Genomic DNA, 19847 nt, shown 5'->3' with positions numbered 1-19847 from the left:
GGGCGACACTAACCCGATCGGCCGGTACGGCGCAGCCACCAGATGCCGACGAACGGCAGCACGAGCGGGATGAACCCGTAGCCCCGGCCGAACCAGGACCAGACGGTGTCGTGCGGGAAGTCGCCGGGGACGAACGCCGTGAACGCCCCGACCAGCAGCACGCCGAGCAGCTCGAACGACACCGCGAACCACGCGAGCCGGCGGAAGCCGGGCCCGGAGCCGGCCAGCCCGACGGTCGCGAGGATGTAGACGAATCCGGCGACGGCGGACAGCGCGTAGGCCAGCGGGGCCTCGTCGAAGCGTTCGGCGATCTGGACGCCGGCCCGCGCACTGGCGGACAGCGCGAAGATCCCGTAGACGGCGATGAGGATCCGGCCCGGGCCGGTCGCCGTGGCCCGCACCTGCGGCGTTCCCTCAGGCACCGGGGACCCACAGACCCTGCAGGCGCAGCACCGCGACGAGCGTGCCGATCGTCCCGACCGCGATCACCGCGCCGCCCCAGCGGGTCGGCTCGGCCGTGGCGAACTGCAGCGCGATCGGGGGCACGCAGATCGCGACGACGAGGTAGATGAGGAAGGTGGTCTGCTCGGGCAGCGTCACCCCGCCGACGAGCACCTGGTACGCCGCGACGGCGGCCTGCACCACGACCAGCGCCGTGCAGATCCCGACGGCGACCCTGTGCACCGGCCCGGGAGGGCGGTTCATCGCCGTCGTGACCAGGCCGAACAGCGCGGTCGCCGACAGGGCCACCATGATCACCAGGACCAGCGCACCGATCACGGCACGGACCGTACCCCTGCGTCCTGGGCCACACCCGCCCCGGCCCGTCCGACGACGGCGCCGATCTCCGGGCCGAGGAAGCGGCGGCCGAGCCGGCGGAACGGCTCCGGGTCCCCGGTGGCCAGGAAGCGGTGCGGCGCGGGCGGGGCGGTGTCGTCCCGGAGCAGGTCGTGGGCGTGCAGGGTGCGCACCAGCGTGCGTGCGGTCTCGTCGGCCGAGGACACCAGCGTGACGTCCGGGCCGAGCACGATCTCCAGGACGCCGGACAGCAGCGGGTAGTGGGTGCAGCCGAGCACGACGGTGTCGGCCCCGGCCCGCTGCAGCGGCTCGAGGTAGCCCTGGGCGACGCCGAGCACCTGGCGTCCGCTGGTGGTGCCGCGTTCGACGAAGTCGACGAACCGCGGGCAGGCCACCGAGGTGATCTCGGTGTCGCGGGCGGCCGCGAACGCGTCGGCGTAGGCGCCGGAGGCGATGGTGGCCCGGGTGCCGATGACGCCGATCCGGCCGTTGCGGGTGGCGGAGACCGCGCGGCGCACGGCCGGGCGGACGACCTCGACGACCGGGACCGGGTAGCGCTCCCGGAAGTCGGCCAGGCAGGCCGCGGAGGCGGTGTTGCAGGCGATGACCAGCGCCTTCACCCCGGACTCGACGAGCTCGTCGCCGATCGCGAGCGCGAGCCGGCGCACGTCGGCGATGGTGCGCGGCCCGTACGGGCTGTGTGCGGTGTCGCCGAGGTAGACGATCTGCTCGGCGGGCAGCAGGTCGATCACCGAGCGGGCGACGGTGAGCCCGCCGACGCCGGAGTCGAAGATTCCGATCGGGGCGTCGAGGCCGGGTGCGTCCGTCACGCCCCCAGGGTAGGTGCGGGGCGGCGGTCGGCCTTCGCCACCCACGACGCGGCGACGAGCCCGCCGAGGGCGCCGAACAGGTGCGCCTGCCAGGACACCCTCGGGTCGGAGGGCAGCACGCCCCACAGCAGCGAGCCCCAGATCAGGAACAGCACCACGGCGAGCGCGATCTGGCGGCCGTTGCGGGCGTAGAAGCCGCGGGCCAGCAGGAACACGAACCAGCCGAACACGATCCCGGACGCCCCGAGCACCGCCGCCGGGGAGATCAGCCAGACACCGACCCCGCTGATCACCCAGATCGTCGCGGTGACCGCGAACCACTGCCCAATCCCGCCGGACATGGCGAGGAACCCGAAGAGCAGGAACGGGAGCGTGTTGGCGGCCAGGTGTACGTAGCCGACGTGCAGCAGCGGCGCGGTGAGGATCCCGGTCAGCCCGGAGGTGTCGCGCGGGTAGATCGCCGCGGCGGCGTCGACCATCCCGCCGGAGGCCTGGTCGATCGCCTCGAACAGGTACAGCGCGGCGGTGAACAGCAGCATCGTCACCGCGGCCCGTCGCGGCGCGGGCGGCAGCACGCGGGCGCGGGCCCGGCCGGACGGGGGTGCGGTCATGCCGTCGACGGTACCGGCCCTCAGGCCCAGAGGTGGCCGTCGATCCCCTGCGCAGCGGAGCCCAGGTCGCCCGAGTAGGCACCGGTGGACAGGTACTTCCAGCCGCCGTCGGCGATGATCACGACGACGTCGGCCCGCTCCCCCGCGTCGAGCGCCTTGGTCGCGACCGCGAGGGCCGCGTGCACGATCGCCCCCGACGAGATGCCGGCGAAGATCCCCTCCTGCTCGACGAGCTGGCGGGTGCGGCGCAGCGCGTCGTAGGACCCCACCGAGTACCGGCCGGTGAGCACGGTCTCGTCGTACAGCTCCGGGACGAACCCCTCGGAGAGGTTGCGCAACCCGTAGACCAGCTCGCCGTAGCGGGGCTCGGCGGCGACCACCTGGACGTCGGGCTTGTGCTCGCGCAGGTAGCGCCCCGCCCCGACCAGTGTGCCGGTGGTGCCGAGGCCCGCGACGAAGTGGGTGATCGACGGCAGGTCCCGCAGGATCTCCGGGCCGGTGCCGCGGTAGTGCGCCTCGGTGTTGGCCGGGTTGCCGTACTGGTAGAGCATCACCCAGTCGGTGTGCTCGGCGGCGAGCTGCTTGGCGACGGCGACGGCCTGGTTCGACCCGCCGGCCGCCGGTGAGGAGATGATCTGCGCGCCGTACATGGCGAGCAGCTGGCGCCGCTCCTCGGAGGTGTTCTCCGGCATCACGCAGACCAGCTGGTAGCCCTTGAGCCGGGACGCCATCGCCAGCGAGATGCCCGTGTTGCCCGAGGTCGGCTCCAGGATGGTGCAGCCGGGTGTCAGCAGCCCCTGCTTCTCGGCGTCCTCGATCATCGCCAGCGCGGGCCGGTCCTTGATCGAGCCGGTGGGGTTGCGGTCCTCCAGCTTCGCCCACAGCCGCACGTCCTCCGACGGCGACAGCGACGGCAGCCCGACCAGCGGGGTGTCGCCGACGGCATGCAGCAGCGAGTCGTAACGCACAGGTTCTCCTCACGAACGGGTGCCGGACGACGGTGCCGGACGACGAGGCCGTCCGGCACCCGGAACGAGGTTGTCAGCGCCCGCCGGCCACGGCCGGGAGGATCGTCAGGGTCGAGCTCTCCTTGACCGGGGCCTCGAGCCCGCCGGCGAAGCGGACGTCCTCGTCGTCGACGTAGATGTTGACGAAGCGGTGCAGCTTGCCGTCGGTGATCAGGCGGTCCTTGATGCCGCCGTGACGCGACTCCAGGTCGTCGATGACGGCGGCGACGGTGTCACCCTTCGCCTCGACGGACTTCTCGCCGCCGGTGTGCGTGCGCAGGATGGTGGGGATGGAGACGGAGACGGCCATCTGAGGTGATCACTCCTGGATTCGTTGTTGCCGTGGCGGCACGTGGTGCCGTGGTCGCACTTCTGGACACGGGAACGCGACCGGAGCCCGGCGACATTCCCGCGGATCCGTCGCACGCGGGTGCGCCGACGGAGGTTCAGGCCCGGTCGGGGACGTCGTCCGAGCCGGTGTGGGAGAACATGTAGGACTCCACGACGGCGACGTCGTCCTCGACGACCTCGCCGTCGGCCAGGTGGTACGAGCGCACCTCGGGGTCACCGTCGGCGGTGGCCAGCCCGACGATCAGCCAGTGCTGGTCGGGGGTCCACTCCATCTGCGCGATGTCCTTGACCGAGGGGTAGGCCTCGGGCAGGCCGGTGTCGGTCAGCGGCCGGCGCGGGACGCGGGTGTGCGAGTGGACGACGAGCATCCGGCGCTCGCCACGGGCGTCGAGGTCGCGTTCGAGCCGGATGTCCTCGGCCGGGGAGAACGCGAAGTCGCTCTCCACCTCGTCGGCGTTGGTCATCGGGACGTAGCGCTCGGCGTGCTCCCCGGCCTCCGGGCCGACGAGCTGCCCGCACGCCTCCAGCGGGAAGTCCCGCCGGGCGTGCGCGACGATCTCGTCGACGAGGTCCGCTCGGATGGCCAGCACGCCGGTGAGAATACCCGCCCGTGCGGCTACAGCGATGTGACCCGCACCCGCACCAGCGAGTCCTGCACGTAGGTCAGCCAGTGGTACACGCCCAGGTGCTGCGCCCGCGGGTCGTCGTCGGGCAGCTGCTCGGGCATGTCCTCGCTGACGTCGAGGGCGGTGCCCAGCGCGAGCCGGACGTCGTTGAGCGCCGCCAGCCAGGCGTCGGCCTGGTCGGGGCTGAGCTCGAGCCGTCCGCCCGCCTCCGGCAGCGTGTCCAGCACCGTGGCCGCCGCGGTGTCCTTGGCCTCGATCAGCTCCGGCTCGTGCAGCGAGCGCAGGCCGGAGGCCAGGTCGGAGTCCTCGGTGGTGAAGTCGGGCAGCAGCCGGGCCAGCACGCGGTCGGTCGGCCGGGAGGTGGGACCGGTGCGGATGCCGGTCAGCTCGGCGAGCTCGTCGGTGGGTGCGAGCTCGGCCCGGCCGGCCAGCATCTGGCGGACCTCGGTGAACAGCCCCCGCAGCACGGCGGCCTCCTCACCGGAGAAACCCGAGGTGTAGCGGACGCGGTTCCCGCGCCCGCTGCGCTTCCAGCCGTTCATGATCCCCCGGATCTCAGCAGCGCTGCATGGTGGCCCAGAGGCCCGCCGTGTGCAGCTGCGCCACGTGCCCCTCGACCGTGTCCTTGTCCCCGGACGAGACCGCGGCCTTGCCCTTGTGGTGCACGTCGAGCATCAGCGCGGTGGCCTTGGGCTCGGGGTAGTTGAAGATCTTCTGCAGCACGTAGGTGACGTACGACATGAGGTTGACCGGGTCGTTCCAGACGACCGCCTGCCACGGGGTGTCGGGATCGGTGACCTCGTCAGTGTCCGGCGAGACGTGCTCGGTGGGAGACGGGGACGGCGCGGTCATGCACGCCATGGTGACACAGGGGCACGACGGCACAGCCGGACAGTCGCCCGGCCGGGCATAGGCTCCGGCCATGACCGGCTCCGTCCCGCCGAGCACCCCGGCCCCCGGCCCGGCGCTGCTGACCGACCGCTACGAGCTCACGATGGTGGCCGCCGCGCTGGCCGACGGCACCGCCGACCGGCGCTGCGTGTTCGAGCTGTTCGCCCGCCGCCTGCCGCACGGGCGGCGCTACGGCGTCGTCGCCGGCACCGGCCGGTTGCTGGACGCACTCTCCCGGTTCCGGTTCGGCCCCGCCGAGCTGGAGCCGCTGGCCGGGGTCGTCGACCCCGCGACGCTGGAGTGGCTGCGCGACTACCGCTTCACCGGCGACGTCGACGGCTACCCCGAGGGCGAGCTCTACTTCCCCGGCTCGCCGGTACTCACCGTCACCGGCACGTTCGCCGACGCGGTGCTGCTGGAGACCCTCGCGCTGTCGATCTACAACCACGACTGTGCGATCGCCTCGGCCGCGGCCCGGATGGTCTCCGCCGCCGCCGGGCGCCCGCTGATCGAGATGGGCTCGCGGCGCACGCACGAGGAGGCCGCCGTCGCCGCGGCACGCGCCGCCCACCTGGCGGGCTTCGCGACGACGTCCAACCTGGCGGCCGGGCAGCGCTTCGGGATCCCCACCGCCGGCACCGCCGCACACGCCTGGGTGCTGCTGCACGACGACGAGCCCTCGGCGTTCCGCAGCCAGGTCGCCTCGCTGGGCACCGGCACGACCCTGCTGGTCGACACCTACGACATCCGCACGGGCATCACGAACGCCGTCGAGGCGGCCGGGACCGGCCTGGGGGCGGTCCGGATCGACTCCGGCGACCTCGGCGAGCTGGCCCGCCAGGCCCGCGACCAGCTGGACTCCCTGGGCGCGACGAGCACCCGGATCATGCTCTCCGGCGACCTCGACGAGTACGCGATCGCGTCGCTGCGGGCCGAACCGGTGGACAGCTACGGCGTGGGGACCTCGCTGGTCACCGGCTCCGGGGCGCCGACCGCGGGGATGGTCTACAAGCTGGTCGAGGTCGACGACCGCCCGGTGAGCAAGCGCTCCAGCGCCAAGGAGTCCCGCGGCGGGCGCAAGTCCGCGCTGCGCCGCTACAAGCCGACGGGCACCGCCGTCGAGGAGGTCGTCCTCCCGTACGGGGCGGCCCCGGAGCTGGGTCCGGACGACCGGGTGCTGCCGGTGCCGCTGGTGCGCGGCGGCGAGTTGACCGCCGAGGCCACCGGCGCGACCCTCGAGGACGCCCGTGAACGGCTCCGCACGGCGCTGGTCGCCGTGCCGTGGGAGGGCCTGAAGCTCTCCCGGGGCGAGCCGGCGATCCCGACCACGTTCCAGGAGGCTCGATGAGCGGCGAGTCCCGTGCGGCCCGCGCACTGATCGTCGTCGACGTCCAGAACGACTTCTGCGAGGGCGGTTCGCTCGGGGTGACCGGTGGTGCCGCCGTGGCCGCCGGGATCGGGGCGCTCGCGACGGGCGGGGACTACGACCACGTCGTCGCCACCCGGGACGTGCACGTCGACCCCGGCCCGCACTTCTCCGACACCCCGGACTTCGTCGACTCCTGGCCGCCGCACTGCCGGGCGGGGACGCCCGGGGCGTCGTTCCACCCGGCCCTCGACGTGGCGCCGATCGAGTGCGTCTTCGACAAGGGCGCCTACACGAGTGCCTACTCGGGCTTCGAAGGCGCCACCGCCAACGAGTCCGGCGCCCCGCTCGCCGACTGGCTGGACGAGCGCGGGGTCACCGAGGTGCACATCGTCGGGCTCGCGACCGACCACTGCGTCCGCGCGACCGCGCTGGACGCCGCCCGGCTCGGCCTGCGGACGTCGGTGCTGCTCGCGCACTGTGCCGGAGTCGCCGAGGAGACGACCCGCCAGGCCCTGGCCCGGCTGCGGGAGTCGGGGGTCACCGTCGTCACCCCGGGGTGATCGACGGTGACCGCCGGGCCTCAGTCCCCGAAGCGGAACGGGGCCAGCGCCTCCGCCAGCCGCACCGGGTCGCCGTTCTCGCCCGGGGCGTGGTGGAAGCCCTCGGCCTCGGCGAGCCCGATCAGGCGGCGCTCGTCGAACAGGCCGCAGACGTAGCGGACGGTGTCCTCGCCGATCTCCTCGACGCCCACCCGCAGCTGGTAGATGCCCGGGTAGTGCACCTGGTCGAGGTACTGCACCGACAGCGACGACGGCGACAGCCCGTCCAGCGGCCCGCCGGCCGGGTAGCCCAAGACGTCCGAGTGCAGCTCGGCCAGGCCGTCGAGGTACCACGACGCCAGCGCCACGTTGTTGACGTGCCGGTTGGTGTCGAGGTCGGTGAACCGGGTCCGGACGTCCCAGCGGAACGGGTAGTTCTCGCGGACGGCGCGGGCGTCGCCGCGCTCGGGGCGGACCGGGGCCGGGGCCTCGATCATCAGCGTGGTCAGCGCCTCGCGGACCTCACCGGGCAGCGGGGCCGGAGCGTCCCCGTCGGTGTGCACCGAGGTCGACTCGCCGGTGGCGACGCACTCGTCGCCGGCGAAGACCGCGTAGCGGTAGGAGAACGACGTCGTGCCGACGTGGCTCACGCCGACACCGATCCGGTAGGAGCCGGCGACGCGCAGCGGGGCGAGCACGTCGACCCGGATCGCGGCGAGGAGCAGCCGGACCCGGGACTGCAGCCGCGCGACCAGGTCGGCGCCGAAGGTGTCGCGCTCGACGGCGACCCGGGCGTCCTCGAACCAGCGCACCAGTGCGTCGCGGCCGATCCGGCGGCTCGGGTCGAGGTCGGCGTAGCGCGCCTCGTGCTCGATCAGCACCGGGAACCCGCTCGGCTGCGGAACCGTGGCGTTCTCAGTCGGGATAGTGGCAGTCACCCCACCATGGTGACGCTGTGTCGCCGCTCACCGGGCACCGGCCGCCCTTTATCACATGTGGTGCGTCTCGCGGCCGGCCCGCGTCCCTGCGTGTCGGCCTCCCCGGTCCGGCCGTGACCGTCGGACCCGCTCGGTAGCATCGAACGGTGCCCGCCGCCCCGACACCCGTGCAGACCCGCGACCTGCCCGGGGTGCACGAGCTGCTGGAGACCGCCGTCTCCTCGGTCGGTGGGTCGCGCCGGGAGGGCCAGGACCGGATGGCCGACGCGGTGCGCCGGTCGCTGTCGTCCGGGGAGCACCTGGCCGTGCAGGCCGGCACCGGCACCGGGAAGTCACTGGCCTACCTGGTGCCCGCGATCCGGCACGCGATCGCCCGCGACACCACCGTCGTGGTGTCGACGGCGACGATCGCCCTGCAGCGCCAGCTCGTCGACCGCGACCTGCCGCGGGTGGCGAAGAGCCTGAAGAAGGTGCTCGGCCGGGAGCCGACGTTCGCGATCCTCAAGGGCCGGCGCAACTACCTGTGCCTGAACAAGCTGCACGGCGACATGGGAGATACTGCGGATGCGCCCGAGGAGCAGCTGTTCGACGCGTTCGCGATCTCCGCGCTGGGCCGCAACGTGAAGCGGCTGCACGAGTGGGCCTCCGACACCGAGACCGGGGACCGGGACGAGCTCGTCCCCGGTGTCCCGGACACCGCGTGGCGGCAGGTGTCGGTGACCGCGCGGGAGTGCCTCGGCGCCAGCCGCTGCCCGGTCGGCGAGGACTGCTTCGCCGAGAAGGCCCGCGCCGAGGCCGGCCGGGCCGACATCGTCGTCACCAACCACGCCCTGCTCGCGATCGACGCGATGGGCGAGGCGCAGGTGCTGCCCGAGCACGACGCCGTGATCGTCGACGAGGCGCACGAGCTGGTCGACCGGGTCACCGGCGCGGCGACGGCGGAGCTGACAGCCGGCACGGTCGCCACCGCCGCGCGGCGCTGCGGCAAGCTCGTCGACCAGGAGCTGGCCGACCGGCTCGCCGAGTCCGGAGAGGGCCTCGGCGCGGTGCTCGACGACATGGCCACCGGTCGCTGGGAGTCGCTGCCGACCCCGGCCGCGGGCGCGCTGAACGCGATCCTGTCCGCCGCCGCCGGCTGCCGCCAGGCGATGGGCGCGAACAAGCGCTCCGACGACGGCGACCCCGAGGGCGCCGCCGCCCGCAAGCTCGCCCTCGCGGTGCTCGACGAGGTGTCCGAGACCTGCGTCCGGCTCAACGACACGTTCGCCGAGACCGACCCGGCGAAGCGCCGCGACGTGGTGTGGCTCGGGGAGCAGGGCCCCGACGGCTCCCGCTACAAGGTGCTGCGGGTGGCACCGCTGTCGGTCGGCGGGCTGCTGCGGGAGCGGCTGTTCAACACCCGCACCACCGTGCTGACCTCGGCGACGCTGGCGCTGGGCGGGTCGTTCGACGCGCTGGCCCGGCAGTGGGGTCTCCCCGCGTCGCAGCCCAAGGAGGTCGGCGACACCCCACCGGCCACGCCCGAGGGGCACGGCCCGGTCCAGGACCCGGACGCCCCGCGCTGGCAGGGCCTCGACGTCGGCTCCCCGTTCGCGCACGGCCGCTCCGGGATCCTCTACCTCGCGAAACGGCTCCCCTCCCCCGGCCGCGACGGCCTCGCGCAGGCGACGCTGGACGAGATCGAGGGCCTGGTGCGCGCCGCGGGCGGCCGCACGCTGGGGCTGTTCTCCTCCACCCGGGCGGCCAAGCAGGCCACCGAGGCGCTGCGGGGCAGGCTCGACACCCCGCTGCTGTGCCAGGGCGACGACTCGACGATGCTGCTGGTCAAGCGGTTCGCCGAGGACGAGGAGACGTCGCTGTTCGGGACGCTGTCGCTGTGGCAGGGCGTCGACGTGCCCGGCCCCTCGCTGTCCCTGGTGCTCATCGACCGGATCCCGTTCCCGCGCCCCGACGACCCGCTGGTCTCGGCCCGGCAGAAGGCCACCGACGCCCGCGGCGGCAACGGGTTCCTGTCGGTCTCGGCGACGCACGCCGCGCTGCTGCTGGCCCAGGGTGCGGGCCGGCTGCTGCGGGCCACCGACGACCGTGGTGTCGTCGCAATCCTGGACCCGCGGATCGCCACCGCGCGCTACGGCGGGTTCCTGCGCGCGTCGTTGCCGCCGTTCTGGGAGACGACCGACGTCACGAAGGTGCACGGCGCGCTCGAGCGGCTGCGCGGCGCCTGATCCGGGTCCGGGCCCGGGTCCATGGACACCGGGCACGGGACACGGGTCACGGCGGCGCCGGGCGCCGGCGTGCGCCACGGCGGTCGCGACGGCACAGTGGTCGCGGCGGCACAGCGGTCCCAGCGGCACAGCGGTCGCAGCGGCACAGCGGTCCCGGCGGCACGGCCGAGCCCTGCCGGATCCGGTCACCGGCGCGGGCCGCCGGGGCCCGCTGCGTCACCGGGGCGGTACGGCCGGTTCCGGCCCAGCCGGAGCGCGGCGTCCGGAGGACCCGGCCGGCCGGGGTCCCCCGCCACCCCCACCGGTCCCCGGGGTCCCGCCGGAACCGGGCCGCCGGGTTGCGACGCCGGGCCCCGTCCGGGCGTCCCCGCAGCCGGGCTCGGGACCGGGCCCGCCACCCGGCCCGGTGCGCGGCCCGGTGCCGAGCCCGGTGCGCGGCCGGGTGCCCCGGTCCGGTGCCGTCCGAGCGGGGGCGGCGCGGCGGGGTCGCCGGTCACCCGGCGCTGCAGGCCGGCACCGGTCAGGGCCCGGACCGAGATCTGCGCGTAGCCGGCGTCGTCGGGCCGCTCACGACCCAGCACCGAGCCGAGGTAGCCGAGCAGGAAGCCCGCCGGCACCGAGACCAGGCCCGGGTTGCTCAGCGGGAACCACGCGAAGTCCAGGCCGGGCAGCATCGACTCCGGTGTCCCGGACACCGCGGGTGAGAAGACGATCAGCGTCAGCGTGACCGTGAGGCCGCCGTAGATGCTCCACACCGCGCCGGTGGTGGTGAACCGCCTCCAGAACAGCGAGTACAGCAGCGTCGGCAGGTTGGCCGAGGCGGCCATCGCGAACGTCAGGGCGGCCAGGAAGGCGATGTTCTGGCCGTTGGCCAGGATCCCGCCCGCGATGCCGACCACCCCGATGACCAGCGTGGTCCGGCGCGCGACCCGGACCTCCTCCTCCGCCGTGGCCCGGCCGTTGCGCATCAGCTGGGCGTAGACGTCGTGCGCGAACGCCGCGGCCGCGGTGATCATCAGACCGGCGACGACGGCGAGGATCGTCGCGAACGCCACCGCCGAGACCAGCGCGAGCAGCACCGGGCCACCGATCTGCAGCGCCAGCAGCGGTGCCGCCGAGTTCACCCCGCCCGGGGCGGCCATGATCGCCTGCGGCCCCACGAGCGCGGTGGCGCCGTACCCGAGGACGAGCACCAGCAGGAAGAACGCACCGATGAGCCAGATCGCCCACACCACCGACCGCCGGGCCTGACGGGCGTCGGGCACGGTGTAGAAGCGCATCATGATGTGCGGGAGCCCGGCCACGCCCAGCACTCCCCCGAGGGCCAGCGACACCAGATCGAGGTTCGCGGTGAGGGAACCGCCGTAGAGCAACCCGGGCTGCAGCACCGCCTCGCCGCCGGGATGGTTCGCCACGGCGGCGGAGAGCAGCGCGGGCAGGCTGAGCCCGGAGGTCCCGAGCACGAACGCCGCCATCACCAGCCCGGTCACGAGCAGCAGGCAGGCCTTCACGATCTGGATCCAGGTCGTGCCGGACATGCCGCCGACCAGCACGTAGGCGACCACGACGGCACCGACGCCGGCGATCACCGCCGACTGGGCGGCCCGGTCGGTGATGTTCAGCAGCAGCGCGATCAGGCCGCCGGCACCGGCGAGCTGGCCGAGCAGGTAGAGCGTCGAGATCACCACCGCCGAGGTCGCGGCCGCCGCGCGGACCGGCCGTTTCCGCAGCCGGTAACCCAGGACGTCGGCCATCGTGTACCGGCCCGTGTTGCGCAGCAGCTCGGCGACGAAGAACAGCGCCACCAGCCAGGCCACGAAGGCCACCACCGCGTAGACGTAGCCGTCCGGGCCGGCCACGGCGACCGCTCCGACGATGCCCAGGAACGTCGCGGCGGAGAGGAAGTCGCCGGACAGGGCGAGCCCGTTCTCCGCTCCGGTGAACCGGCTGCCCGCGGTGTAGTAGTCCGCGGTCGCGGCCCCCGACCGGCGCCGGACCCGCATCACGAGGACGAAGGCGAACAGGATGAACGCGGTGAACACCACGATGTTGAGTACCGGGTCGCCCGGTGCGGGTGCCGCCGCGGCGAGGGTCGGGGCCGGGACGTCCGTGCCGGCGGGATCCGCGATGCTCACAGGTGGGTCCCCTCGAGCCGGCCGCGGATGTCGTCGGCGAGCGGGTCGAGCCTGCGGTTGGCGTACCGGACGTAGGCGGCGGTGAGCGCGAAGGTCGAGACGAACTGCGCGACGGCCAGCACCAGCACCAGCGTCAGGTCACCGACCACCCTGGTGCTCATCAGCTCCGGCGCCCAGGCGGTGAGCCCGATGAAGGCGAAGAACCAGACCAGGAAGCCGGCCGTCGCCGGCAGGACGAACCGCAGTAGGCGCCGTCGGAGCTCGGCGAACTCCGGGCTGTCCGCCGCCGTGGCCCAGAGGTCCCGTCCGGCCCCCGACGGGCCCGGCGGTACCGGGCGGAACATCGGATGTGACGGCTGAGCCTGTCTGGTCATACTCTCGGTAACGACGTGGGTCCGTGCCGGTTACGAAGGTCACAGACGCGGCCACACGGGTCGGGGAACATCGTCACCGCCCGGCGTCGGTTCCCGTACTCTCCTCTTCCGTCCCCGCCGACCGGGGCGGCTGGGAGGCGGCGATGGGTACCGACGTGGGGCGGTTCACGACCCCCGAGGCGGAGCAACGCTTCGGCCGGCTCTACGCCGAGGCACTCGCCCTGCTGCCGACGCCTGCCGGCACCGAGGACGTCCCGACCCCGTTCGGCACCGTGCGCGTGTACCGGTTCGGCGCAGGAGGTGGGGCGCCGATGGTCCTGCTGCCCGGGCGCGGCGGGACCTCGGCGCTGTGGCTGCCGAACCTGCACGCCTGGTCCGCCGCGCGGACCGTCTACGCGGTCGAGCCGCTCGGCGACGCCGGTCCGTCCCGCCAGGAGCGGCCGCTCCGCTCCGGCGAGGACCAGGCGTCCTGGCTCACCTCGGTGCTCGACGCCCTCGACACCGGCCCCGCGCACCTGGTCGGGCAGTCGATCGGCTGCTGGCTCGCCGTCCAGGTCGCCCTGCGGGAACCGGCCCGGGTCGCGTCCCTGTCGATGATCGAGCCGACCCAGGTGCTCGGCCGGATCCGGCCGGGACTGGTGGTGGCGGGGCTGCTCACCGTCCCCGGCCTGCCGGTCGGGCTGCGGCGGAGGGCACTGCGCTGGATCGTCGACGCCGACGACACGCTGTTCGACGGCCCGATCGGCCGGCTGACCGTCGCCGCCGCCGGGGACTTCCGCAACGTCACCCCGCCGCCGGCGCTGCCCGCCGACGACGACCTGCGCGGGCTGCGGGTCCCGGTACTGGCCCTGCTGGGCGGGCGCAGCCGCACCCACGACGCCCGGCGCTCCCGGGAGCGGGCGCGGGCACTCCTGCCGGACGTCCGGGTCGAGATCGTCGACGGTGCCGGGCACGCGCTGAACGGGGAGTTCCCGGAGGTGGTGAACGAGCGGGTGCTCACGTTCGTCACCGAGGTCGACCGCGGCTGAGCCGGCAGCGGCTCCCGGCCGGTCAGCGGCCGGTCAGCGGGCCAGGCAGGTGACGGTACCCGGTTCGACCTCGGTGAACCCGGCGTCGCGTACCGCGACCAGGCCCGGGTCCCCGCCGGCGGCGAGCCCGGCGCAGAGCCGGTCCCAGGCCTCGGGCGCGGGGGTGCGCACGGCGCACCGCGGCACCTCGGCGGGCTCGGCGACCGGCCAGCCACGGGCCGCGGCGAGGATCATCGACGCGTGCCCGACCTGGGCCGCGGCCTTGCCCACCGTCATCTCCGCACGCGGGTTCAGCAGCACCGTCGGCACACCGTCCGGCACCTCACCCGGCCGGTCGGCGTCGAGCTCGGTGCCGCCGATCTGCAGCCGCGAGACCGGCTTCGGCACGTCGTCGACCGGACCCGGCAGCAACGCGCGGGCCTCGGCTCCGTCGACCTCGACCGTGACCCCGGGCAGGTCCTGTACCGCGCGCCAGTGCGCGCCCCGGGCCCGGCGGGCGATCTTGCGGATCCGGCCGTCGATCCAGGGGGCGACGGCCTCGTGCCACTCGCCGTCCGGCTGGGAGCGGGGGTCCAGGCACACCGCCACCGCCGCGGTCGCGGCCGCCTCCAGCAGCGGGGTGCGGCCCGGTAGCGGGTCCCGCTCGATCCGCAGCACGACCGGCATCGCCCGGACGACGCCGTCCGGCTCGGGCGGGATCTCCCGCGAGCGGGCGCCGGTGCCGTACCGCCCGGCGAGCAGGCCCAGGACCGGCGCCGGCGTCGTCACGGGATGGGGACCCGGCGCAGCACACCCTCGGCGGCGTCGGCCGCCTCCACCTCGTTGCGGGTGATGCCCAGGACGAACAGCACCACGTCGAGGTAGGGCACCGACACCGAGGTGTCGGCGACGTCACGCAGGGCCTGCTTGGCGTTGAACGCGATGCCGAGCCCGGCGGTGGAGAGCATGTCGATGTCGTTCGCGCCGTCGCCGACCGCGATCGACTGGTCGATCGGGATCTCGTACGCCTCGGCGAACCGGCGCAGCGCGACGGCCTTGCCCGGCCGGTCCACGATCTCGCCGCACACCCGGCCGGTGAGGGCCCCGTCGATGATCTCGAGCTCGTTGGCGGCCACGAAGTCGAGCTTCAGCTCGTCCGCGAGCCCGGCGATGACCTGCGTGAACCCACCGGAGACGACCCCGCAGCGGTAACCGAGCCGCTTGAGGGTGCGGATCGTGGTCCGCGCGCCCGGGGTCAGCTCGATCTCGGACGCGACCTCGTCGACGACCGAGGCGGGCAGTCCCTTCAGCGCGGCGACCCGGCGGGTGAGGGACTCGGCGAAGTCCAGCTCGCCGGCCATCGCCTCCTCGGTGACCCGCCGGACCTCGTCCTCGACGTCCGAACCGGCCCGCGCCGCGAGCATCTCGATGACCTCGCCCTGGATCAGGGTGGAGTCGACGTCGAACACGATCATCCGCTTGCTGCGCCGGGCGAGCCCGGACCGCGACACCGCGACGTCCACCCCGGCCTGGTGGGCCACCTCGACGAGCCGCTTGCGCAGGGTGCCGGGCGGGTAGGCGTCGGCGTCGCCGTCGGGAACGGGCGAGACGAGCAGTTCCAGCCCGGTCACCGGGTAGTCGGCGACCCGGCGGATGGCGTCGATGTTCGCGCCGACCGCGGCCAGCTCGGCGGCGATCGCCCCGAAGGCGCGGGCCGTGATCGGCCGGCCCAGCACCGTGACGACGTGCGTCGACTGCGGGCGGGTGTCGACGTCGCCGTCGCGCTGGATCTCGATGTGCACGAACATGCCGATGGAGTCCATCGCCTCGCCGACGGACTCCTGCAGTTCCTCCGGGTCCCCGGCCGGCACCACGAGGGCACCGAGGGTGAGCCGGCGGTTCACCACCACCTGCTCCAGGTCGAGCAGCTCGACGCCGGCGGCGGTGAGGGCGGCGAAGAGGACGGAGCTGACACCCGGACGGTCCGGACCGCTCACCGTGACGAGCACGGTGGGGCGGGCCGGACCGGGGGTGGGAGCTACCGGCACCTCAGTTCGACTTGGGGTCGTCGTCCGGCCACGATTCCTTGCCGACCTCCTTGGCCAGCACCTCGCTCGGCTGCGCGTGGCCGCCGACATGGGCCTCGGCCCGGGCCCGCTCGACCAGGTGCGGGTAGTGCAGGTCGAACGCCGGACGCTCGGACCGGATCCGCGGCAGCTCGGTGAAGTTGTGCCGCGGCGGCGGCGACGTCGTGGCCCACTCCAGCGAGTTGCCGAAGCCCCACGGGTCGTCGATCGTGCAGACCCGGCCGAACCGGTAGCTCTTGAACACGTTGTAGAAGAACGGCAGCGTCGAGGCACCCAGGATGAACGCGCCGATCGACGAGATCATGTTCAGCGTGGTGAACCCGTCGGAGGGCAGGTAGTCGGCGTACCGGCGCGGGTAGCCCTCGTTGCCCAGCCAGTGCTGCACCAGGAACGTCATGTGGAACCCGACGAAGGTCAGCCAGAAGTGGATCTTGCCGAGCTTCTCGTCGAGGAACCGGCCGGTCATCTTCGGGAACCAGAAGTAGATCCCGGAGAAGGTGGCGAACACGATCGTGCCGTAGAGCACGTAGTGGAAGTGCGCGACGACGAAGTAGCTGTCCGAGACGTGGAAGTCCACGGGCGGCATCGCGAGCAGGACGCCGGTCAGTCCGCCGAACAGGAACGTCGCCAGGAAGCCCAGCGCGAAGACCATCGGCGTCTCGAAGGTAATCTTGCCGCGCCACAGCGTGCCGATCCAGTTCACGAACTTGATGCCGGTCGGGATGGCGATCAGGAACGTCGTGAAGGAGAAGAAGGCCAGCAGCACCGCGCCGGTGGCGTACATGTGGTGCGCCCAGACCGCGATGGACAGCGCCGCGATGGCGATCGTCGCGAAGATCAGGCCCTTGTAGCCGAAGATCGGCTTGCGGGCGAACACCGGGAAGACCTCGGACACGATGCCGAAGAACGGCAGCGCCACGATGTAGACCTCGGGGTGCCCGAAGAACCAGAACAGGTGCTGGTAGAGCAGCACACCGCCGTTCTCCGGGGCGAACACGTTGGCCGCGAGATGCCGGTCCGCGGCCAGGCCGAGCAGCGCCGCGGTCAGGATCGGGAACGCGATCAGGATCATGATCGACGTGATGAGGATGTTCCAGGTGAAGATCGGCATCCGGAACATCGTCATGCCGGGCGCGCGCATGCAGACGATCGTGGTGATGAAGTTGACGCCACCCAGGATCGTGCCCAGACCGGACACGACCAAGCCCATGATCCACAGGTCGGCGCCGACGCCGGGCGAGCGGACCGCACTCGACAGCGGGGTGTAGGCGAACCAGCCGAAGTCGGCGGCGCCACCCGGGGTCAGGAAGCCGGAGAGGACCGTCAGGCCGCCGAAGAGGAACAGCCAGTACGAGAACGCGTTCAGCCGCGGGAACGCCACGTCGGGCGCACCGATCTGCAGCGGCACGATGTAGTTCGCGAAACCGAACACGATCGGCGTCGCGAACAGCAGCAGCATGATCGTGCCGTGCATGGTGAACAGCTGGTTGTACTGCTCGGTCGAGAGGAACTGCAGCTCCGGACGCGCGAGCTCGGCCCGGATGAGCAGCGCCATCACGCCGCCGACCGCGAAGAAGGCGAACGACGTGACCATGTAGAGGATCGCGATGTCCTTGGGGTCCGTCGTCCTCAGCATCTTGAGGAACGTGGATCCCTTGCCCTCCCGGCGCGCCGGATACGGGCGCGTCGAGATCGGCTTGGGCTCGACCGCTGTCACCTGGGCCTCCATGCACTTGCCTGACCTGAGCAAGTCCTCGCGGACTCCGCGGGGACTCTACTTCTCGATCGACGGCCCGCCTCCGGTCGGGCCGGAAAGCCGCCGATCGTGCTCTACGGAGAGTAGAACGAACACTCTCCGGAAGCGCAATCAGGGCAGCCTTCCACCGGGCCCGCCGGTGTCCGGGATCACCCCCGCGGCCCGCCCGGGGGTACCGCCGGGGCCGCGCGGGGCCCATGCCTACCGTGGCGGGGTGGTCGTACCGACACCGGAACCCGGTCGACCCGGCTCCCGGCGCCGGGAACCCGGCTGGGACGTGCTCCGCAGCGGGTTCGTGCTGCTCGTGGTCCTCTACCACGCCACCCACCTGGGCCCGACGCTGCACCCGGAGCTGATCCCGCGCCGGTTCTCCTTCGATCACCAGGTCGGCGCGAGCCTGCTGCTGGTGATCTCGGCGTACTTCGCGTGCGCCACCCTGGGCAGGCACTCCCCCGGGCGCTACTGGTGGGGCCGGGTGTCCCGGCTGCTACCGGCCTTCCTCGTCGCCGTGCCGATCGCCTGGACCGCGCTGCGCTACCTGTCCCCCGAGGACTGGGGCGACCCGCCCGCCCGCGAGCTCGTCGTCAACTGGCTGATGCTCGGGAACTGGGACACCGAGCGGTTCCCCTGGCTCGACCCCGCGTTCTGGACGCTGCCGCTGCAGCTCATGGCGTTCACCGCGGCGGCCGTGCTCAGCGTGACCCGCTGGGGCACCGGGCCGCGGCTGCGGATCCTGCTGTGGATGATGGTCGTCGTCCCGCTGCTGCTGTGGCCGCTGCGGGCGGCGCCGAACGACCCGGCCGACCCGCCGGAGTGGTACCGGATGATCTCCGACGGCTTCGGGTTCCACCGGCTGCACCTGTTCGTGGCCGGGATCGCCGTCTGGCTGTGGTCGACCCGGCGCATCGGCAACGCCCACGCCGGTGCCCTGCTCACCCTCTGCGGGGTGGCGCAGTTCGTGCACGCCTTCACCCCCGGCCCGGACAACGTCGTGCGCTTCGACCTCGACCACCTCGACGCGATGGCCGCGGGCCTGGTGTGCGTGGGGATCGCGCTGGTCGCGCTGGTCGCGCGGCTGCCGCGGCCGGGGGCGTGGACGCCGGCCCCGGTCGCGTCGGCGGTCCGGTGGCTGGCCGGAATCTCCTACGGCGTGTACCTGATGCACCAGACCGTCGGCTACGTCCTCATGCGCCGGCTGCAGGACGTCGGCGTCGGGCCGCTGCTGCAGTCCGCGGCGATGCTGGTCACCGCGGTCCTGCTCGGCTGGTTGCTGACCCGGCTCGTCGAACGCCCGGCGCACGGCGCGCTGATGCGCACCTGGGACCGGTTCGCGCTACCGCGCCCGTGAGTGGTTTTCGCGGTCAGGACCGCGAAAACCACTCACGGGCGGAGCGGCTCGAAGACGTCGGTCCACACGTCCGGCGCCGAGGCCGGGTTCGGCTGGACCTCGACGATGTAGAACTCGGTGCCCAGCCCCATCGCGAACACCGGCTCGGGCATCGTCAGCATGAAGTGGTCGGGCCCCATCTGGCTGGCGTGCGCGCGCATCGACGCCCGCTTGACCTCGGCGTACTCGACGGCCTCGACCCGGTGGGTGATCTCCGACTCGGGCTTGCCGAACGAGCCGTCGTCGGGGATCTCCGGCGGCGTCCAGTCGGCACCACGGTCCTTCTGCAGACCGCGCATCCCGCGCAGCATCCAGTCCCGGTTCGTGGTGTTCTGCGCGACCACCGGCACCCCGGCGAGCTCGCCGGCCCGGTTGCCGACCCGGTGCACCTGGATGTGGTCGGGGTGGCCGTAGCCGCCGTTGTCGTCGTAGGTGGTGACGACGTCGGCCTCCTCCTCCTCGAGGATCACCGCGAGCCGGCGGGCGGCGTGCTCCACCCCCGCCTGCCAGAAGCAGTACGGCGCGTCGTTGGTCGGCTCGCCCATCATCCCGGAGTCGACGTAGCCGAGGAACTCGACGCGGGCGACGCCGAGCTCGCGCGCCGAGGCGAAACACTCCGCCGAGCGCCGTAACGAGAGCTGCTCGCCGTCGGCCAGGACGCCGGGCACCGGCTCGCCGAGCTCACCGCGGGTGGCGAAGACGAGCACCACCCGGTGCCCGAGCGCCGCGGCCTTGGCGAGCGTGCCGCCGGTGCCGATCGACTCGTCGTCGGGATGGGCGTGGAAGCTGACAAGGGTCCCCACGGCGGCGGAGCCTACGCAGCGCCGGACCACCGTCCGGAGCGGGTCCATTTCGATCTACAAACCGTTGACGACACGTCCGACGTGTGTAGCATCACAGGCCCCGAACCGGCACA

At 73.1% G+C, this 19847-nt stretch carries 20 protein-coding genes and 1 pseudogene; 5 read left to right on the top strand and 16 right to left on the bottom strand.

All coding sequences use genetic code 11. The features are described from left to right. Window positions 1–8: 8 nt before the first annotated feature. The 9 genes from BM093_RS09240 to clpS all read right to left on the bottom strand — a co-directional run bounded on the left by BM093_RS09240 (window position 9) and on the right by clpS (window position 5075). Window positions 9–422: a hypothetical protein gene (locus BM093_RS09240; protein WP_093340331.1), complete on the bottom strand. Its 414-nt coding sequence runs from the start codon at window positions 420–422 to the stop codon at window positions 9–11. Continuing rightward, window positions 415–780, bottom strand: coding sequence for a hypothetical protein (locus tag BM093_RS09235; RefSeq protein WP_093340328.1), 366 nt, complete (start codon window positions 778–780; stop codon window positions 415–417). Before BM093_RS09235 ends, BM093_RS09240 begins: the two co-directional genes overlap by 8 nt. Next, window positions 777–1628 (bottom strand): glutamate racemase, encoded by an 852-nt coding sequence (murI, locus tag BM093_RS09230; RefSeq protein WP_093340325.1) that lies wholly within the window; start codon window positions 1626–1628, stop codon window positions 777–779. The genes BM093_RS09235 and murI overlap by 4 nt, the downstream gene beginning before the upstream one ends. After that, window positions 1625–2239 carry a rhomboid family intramembrane serine protease gene (locus BM093_RS09225; RefSeq protein WP_093340322.1) on the bottom strand — a complete coding sequence of 205 codons (615 nt, stop codon included), beginning with the start codon at window positions 2237–2239 and terminating at the stop codon, window positions 1625–1627. Before BM093_RS09225 ends, murI begins: the two co-directional genes overlap by 4 nt. A 20-nt stretch (window positions 2240–2259) precedes the next feature. Then, on the bottom strand, window positions 2260–3207 hold the full coding sequence (locus tag BM093_RS09220; RefSeq protein WP_093340320.1) for a PLP-dependent cysteine synthase family protein: 948 nt from the start codon (window positions 3205–3207) through the stop codon (window positions 2260–2262). Window positions 3208–3280: 73 nt separating this feature from the next. Then, entirely contained in the window at window positions 3281–3556 is a 276-nt protein-coding gene (locus BM093_RS09215) for a MoaD/ThiS family protein (RefSeq protein WP_093340317.1), read from the bottom strand. A 136-nt stretch (window positions 3557–3692) separates the two neighbouring features. Next, window positions 3693–4187 carry a M67 family metallopeptidase gene (locus tag BM093_RS09210; protein WP_177238355.1) on the bottom strand — a complete coding sequence of 165 codons (495 nt, stop codon included), beginning with the start codon at window positions 4185–4187 and terminating at the stop codon, window positions 3693–3695. A gap of 26 nt (window positions 4188–4213) precedes the next feature. Then, window positions 4214–4765 carry a DUF2017 domain-containing protein gene (locus tag BM093_RS09205; protein ID WP_093340312.1) on the bottom strand — a complete coding sequence of 184 codons (552 nt, stop codon included), beginning with the start codon at window positions 4763–4765 and terminating at the stop codon, window positions 4214–4216. Window positions 4766–4778: 13 nt separating this feature from the next. Further along, on the bottom strand, window positions 4779–5075 hold the full coding sequence (clpS, locus tag BM093_RS09200) for an ATP-dependent Clp protease adapter ClpS (protein ID WP_143105314.1): 297 nt from the start codon (window positions 5073–5075) through the stop codon (window positions 4779–4781). Between the two features lie 70 nt (window positions 5076–5145). Here clpS and BM093_RS09195 point away from each other — a divergent pair, with 70 nt between their 5' ends. Together BM093_RS09195 and BM093_RS09190 are read left to right on the top strand one after the other, a co-directional pair. Then, window positions 5146–6462, top strand: a complete 1317-nt coding sequence (locus BM093_RS09195; RefSeq protein WP_093340307.1) for a nicotinate phosphoribosyltransferase — start codon at window positions 5146–5148, stop codon at window positions 6460–6462. Next, window positions 6459–7043, top strand: a complete 585-nt coding sequence (locus BM093_RS09190) for an isochorismatase family protein (protein ID WP_093340305.1) — start codon at window positions 6459–6461, stop codon at window positions 7041–7043. Before BM093_RS09195 ends, BM093_RS09190 begins: the two co-directional genes overlap by 4 nt. Window positions 7044–7063: 20 nt before the next feature. Here the strand turns inward: BM093_RS09190 and BM093_RS09185 are convergent, their stop codons facing one another. After that, window positions 7064–7960 carry an acyl-CoA thioesterase gene (locus BM093_RS09185; RefSeq protein ID WP_143105313.1) on the bottom strand — a complete coding sequence of 299 codons (897 nt, stop codon included), beginning with the start codon at window positions 7958–7960 and terminating at the stop codon, window positions 7064–7066. 146 nt (window positions 7961–8106) lie between these two features. Between BM093_RS09185 and BM093_RS09180 the strand changes: the two genes are divergently transcribed. Continuing rightward, window positions 8107–10185 (top strand): ATP-dependent DNA helicase, encoded by a 2079-nt coding sequence (locus BM093_RS09180; RefSeq protein WP_425439128.1) that lies wholly within the window; start codon window positions 8107–8109, stop codon window positions 10183–10185. Between the two features lie 494 nt (window positions 10186–10679). Here the strand turns inward: BM093_RS09180 and BM093_RS09175 are convergent. Both BM093_RS09175 and BM093_RS09170 read right to left on the bottom strand, forming a co-directional pair. Continuing rightward, window positions 10680–12233 (bottom strand): annotated as a pseudogene (locus BM093_RS09175) (solute symporter family protein); the annotation flags it as partial. A gap of 83 nt (window positions 12234–12316) precedes the next feature. After that, window positions 12317–12664 (bottom strand): DUF485 domain-containing protein, encoded by a 348-nt coding sequence (locus BM093_RS09170; RefSeq protein ID WP_093340296.1) that lies wholly within the window; start codon window positions 12662–12664, stop codon window positions 12317–12319. A gap of 173 nt (window positions 12665–12837) precedes the next feature. Here BM093_RS09170 and BM093_RS09165 point away from each other — a divergent pair, with 173 nt between their 5' ends. Beyond that, on the top strand, window positions 12838–13722 hold the full coding sequence (locus tag BM093_RS09165; RefSeq protein ID WP_093340293.1) for an alpha/beta fold hydrolase: 885 nt from the start codon (window positions 12838–12840) through the stop codon (window positions 13720–13722). 33 nt (window positions 13723–13755) lie between these two features. On the opposite strand, the gene BM093_RS09160 is transcribed toward BM093_RS09165, so the two are convergent. From BM093_RS09160 to ctaD, 3 genes are read right to left on the bottom strand one after another with little or no spacing between them, the layout of a single operon-like run. After that, a complete protein-coding gene (locus BM093_RS09160) occupies window positions 13756–14490 on the bottom strand; it encodes a peptidyl-tRNA hydrolase (RefSeq protein WP_093340291.1) in 735 nt (244 codons plus the stop codon). Further along, a complete protein-coding gene (gene serB / locus BM093_RS09155; protein WP_093340563.1) occupies window positions 14487–15710 on the bottom strand; it encodes a phosphoserine phosphatase SerB in 1224 nt (407 codons plus the stop codon). The genes BM093_RS09160 and serB overlap by 4 nt, the downstream gene beginning before the upstream one ends. 40 nt (window positions 15711–15750) lie before the next feature. Next, complete coding sequence (ctaD, locus tag BM093_RS09150) at window positions 15751–17505, bottom strand: aa3-type cytochrome oxidase subunit I (protein ID WP_093340560.1); 1755 nt, start codon at window positions 17503–17505, stop codon at window positions 15751–15753. Between the two features lie 253 nt (window positions 17506–17758). Here ctaD and BM093_RS09145 point away from each other — a divergent pair, with 253 nt between their 5' ends. Next, window positions 17759–18892 carry an acyltransferase family protein gene (locus BM093_RS09145; protein ID WP_245773408.1) on the top strand — a complete coding sequence of 378 codons (1134 nt, stop codon included), beginning with the start codon at window positions 17759–17761 and terminating at the stop codon, window positions 18890–18892. 32 nt (window positions 18893–18924) lie between these two features. Here the strand turns inward: BM093_RS09145 and BM093_RS09140 are convergent, their stop codons facing one another. Then, window positions 18925–19734 (bottom strand): PIG-L family deacetylase, encoded by an 810-nt coding sequence (locus tag BM093_RS09140; protein ID WP_093340554.1) that lies wholly within the window; start codon window positions 19732–19734, stop codon window positions 18925–18927. Window positions 19735–19847: the final 113 nt, after the last annotated feature.

The organism is Pseudonocardia ammonioxydans (genome assembly GCF_900115005.1).
Taxonomy (GTDB): Bacteria; Actinomycetota; Actinomycetes; order Mycobacteriales; family Pseudonocardiaceae; genus Pseudonocardia; species Pseudonocardia ammonioxydans.
Note: the sequence above shows the minus strand (reverse complement) of the source record. Positions and strands in the feature narration are given on the sequence as shown.

Bases quoted from the DNA above. Each gene is read 5' to 3' on its own strand.
- BM093_RS09190 (WP_093340305.1), top strand. From the start codon at position 6,459: ATGAGCGGCGAGTCCCGTGCGGCCCGCGCACTGATCGTCGTCGACGTC.
- BM093_RS09215 (WP_093340317.1), bottom strand. From the start codon at position 3,556: ATGGCCGTCTCCGTCTCCATCCCCACCATCCTGCGCACGCACACCGGC.
- BM093_RS09170 (WP_093340296.1), bottom strand. From the start codon at position 12,664: ATGTTCCGCCCGGTACCGCCGGGCCCGTCGGGGGCCGGACGGGACCTC.
- BM093_RS09205 (WP_093340312.1), bottom strand. From the start codon at position 4,765: ATGAACGGCTGGAAGCGCAGCGGGCGCGGGAACCGCGTCCGCTACACC.
- BM093_RS09225 (WP_093340322.1), bottom strand. From the start codon at position 2,239: ATGACCGCACCCCCGTCCGGCCGGGCCCGCGCCCGCGTGCTGCCGCCC.
- BM093_RS09165 (WP_093340293.1), top strand. From the start codon at position 12,838: ATGGGTACCGACGTGGGGCGGTTCACGACCCCCGAGGCGGAGCAACGC.
- clpS (WP_143105314.1), bottom strand. From the start codon at position 5,075: ATGACCGCGCCGTCCCCGTCTCCCACCGAGCACGTCTCGCCGGACACT.
- BM093_RS09195 (WP_093340307.1), top strand. From the start codon at position 5,146: ATGACCGGCTCCGTCCCGCCGAGCACCCCGGCCCCCGGCCCGGCGCTG.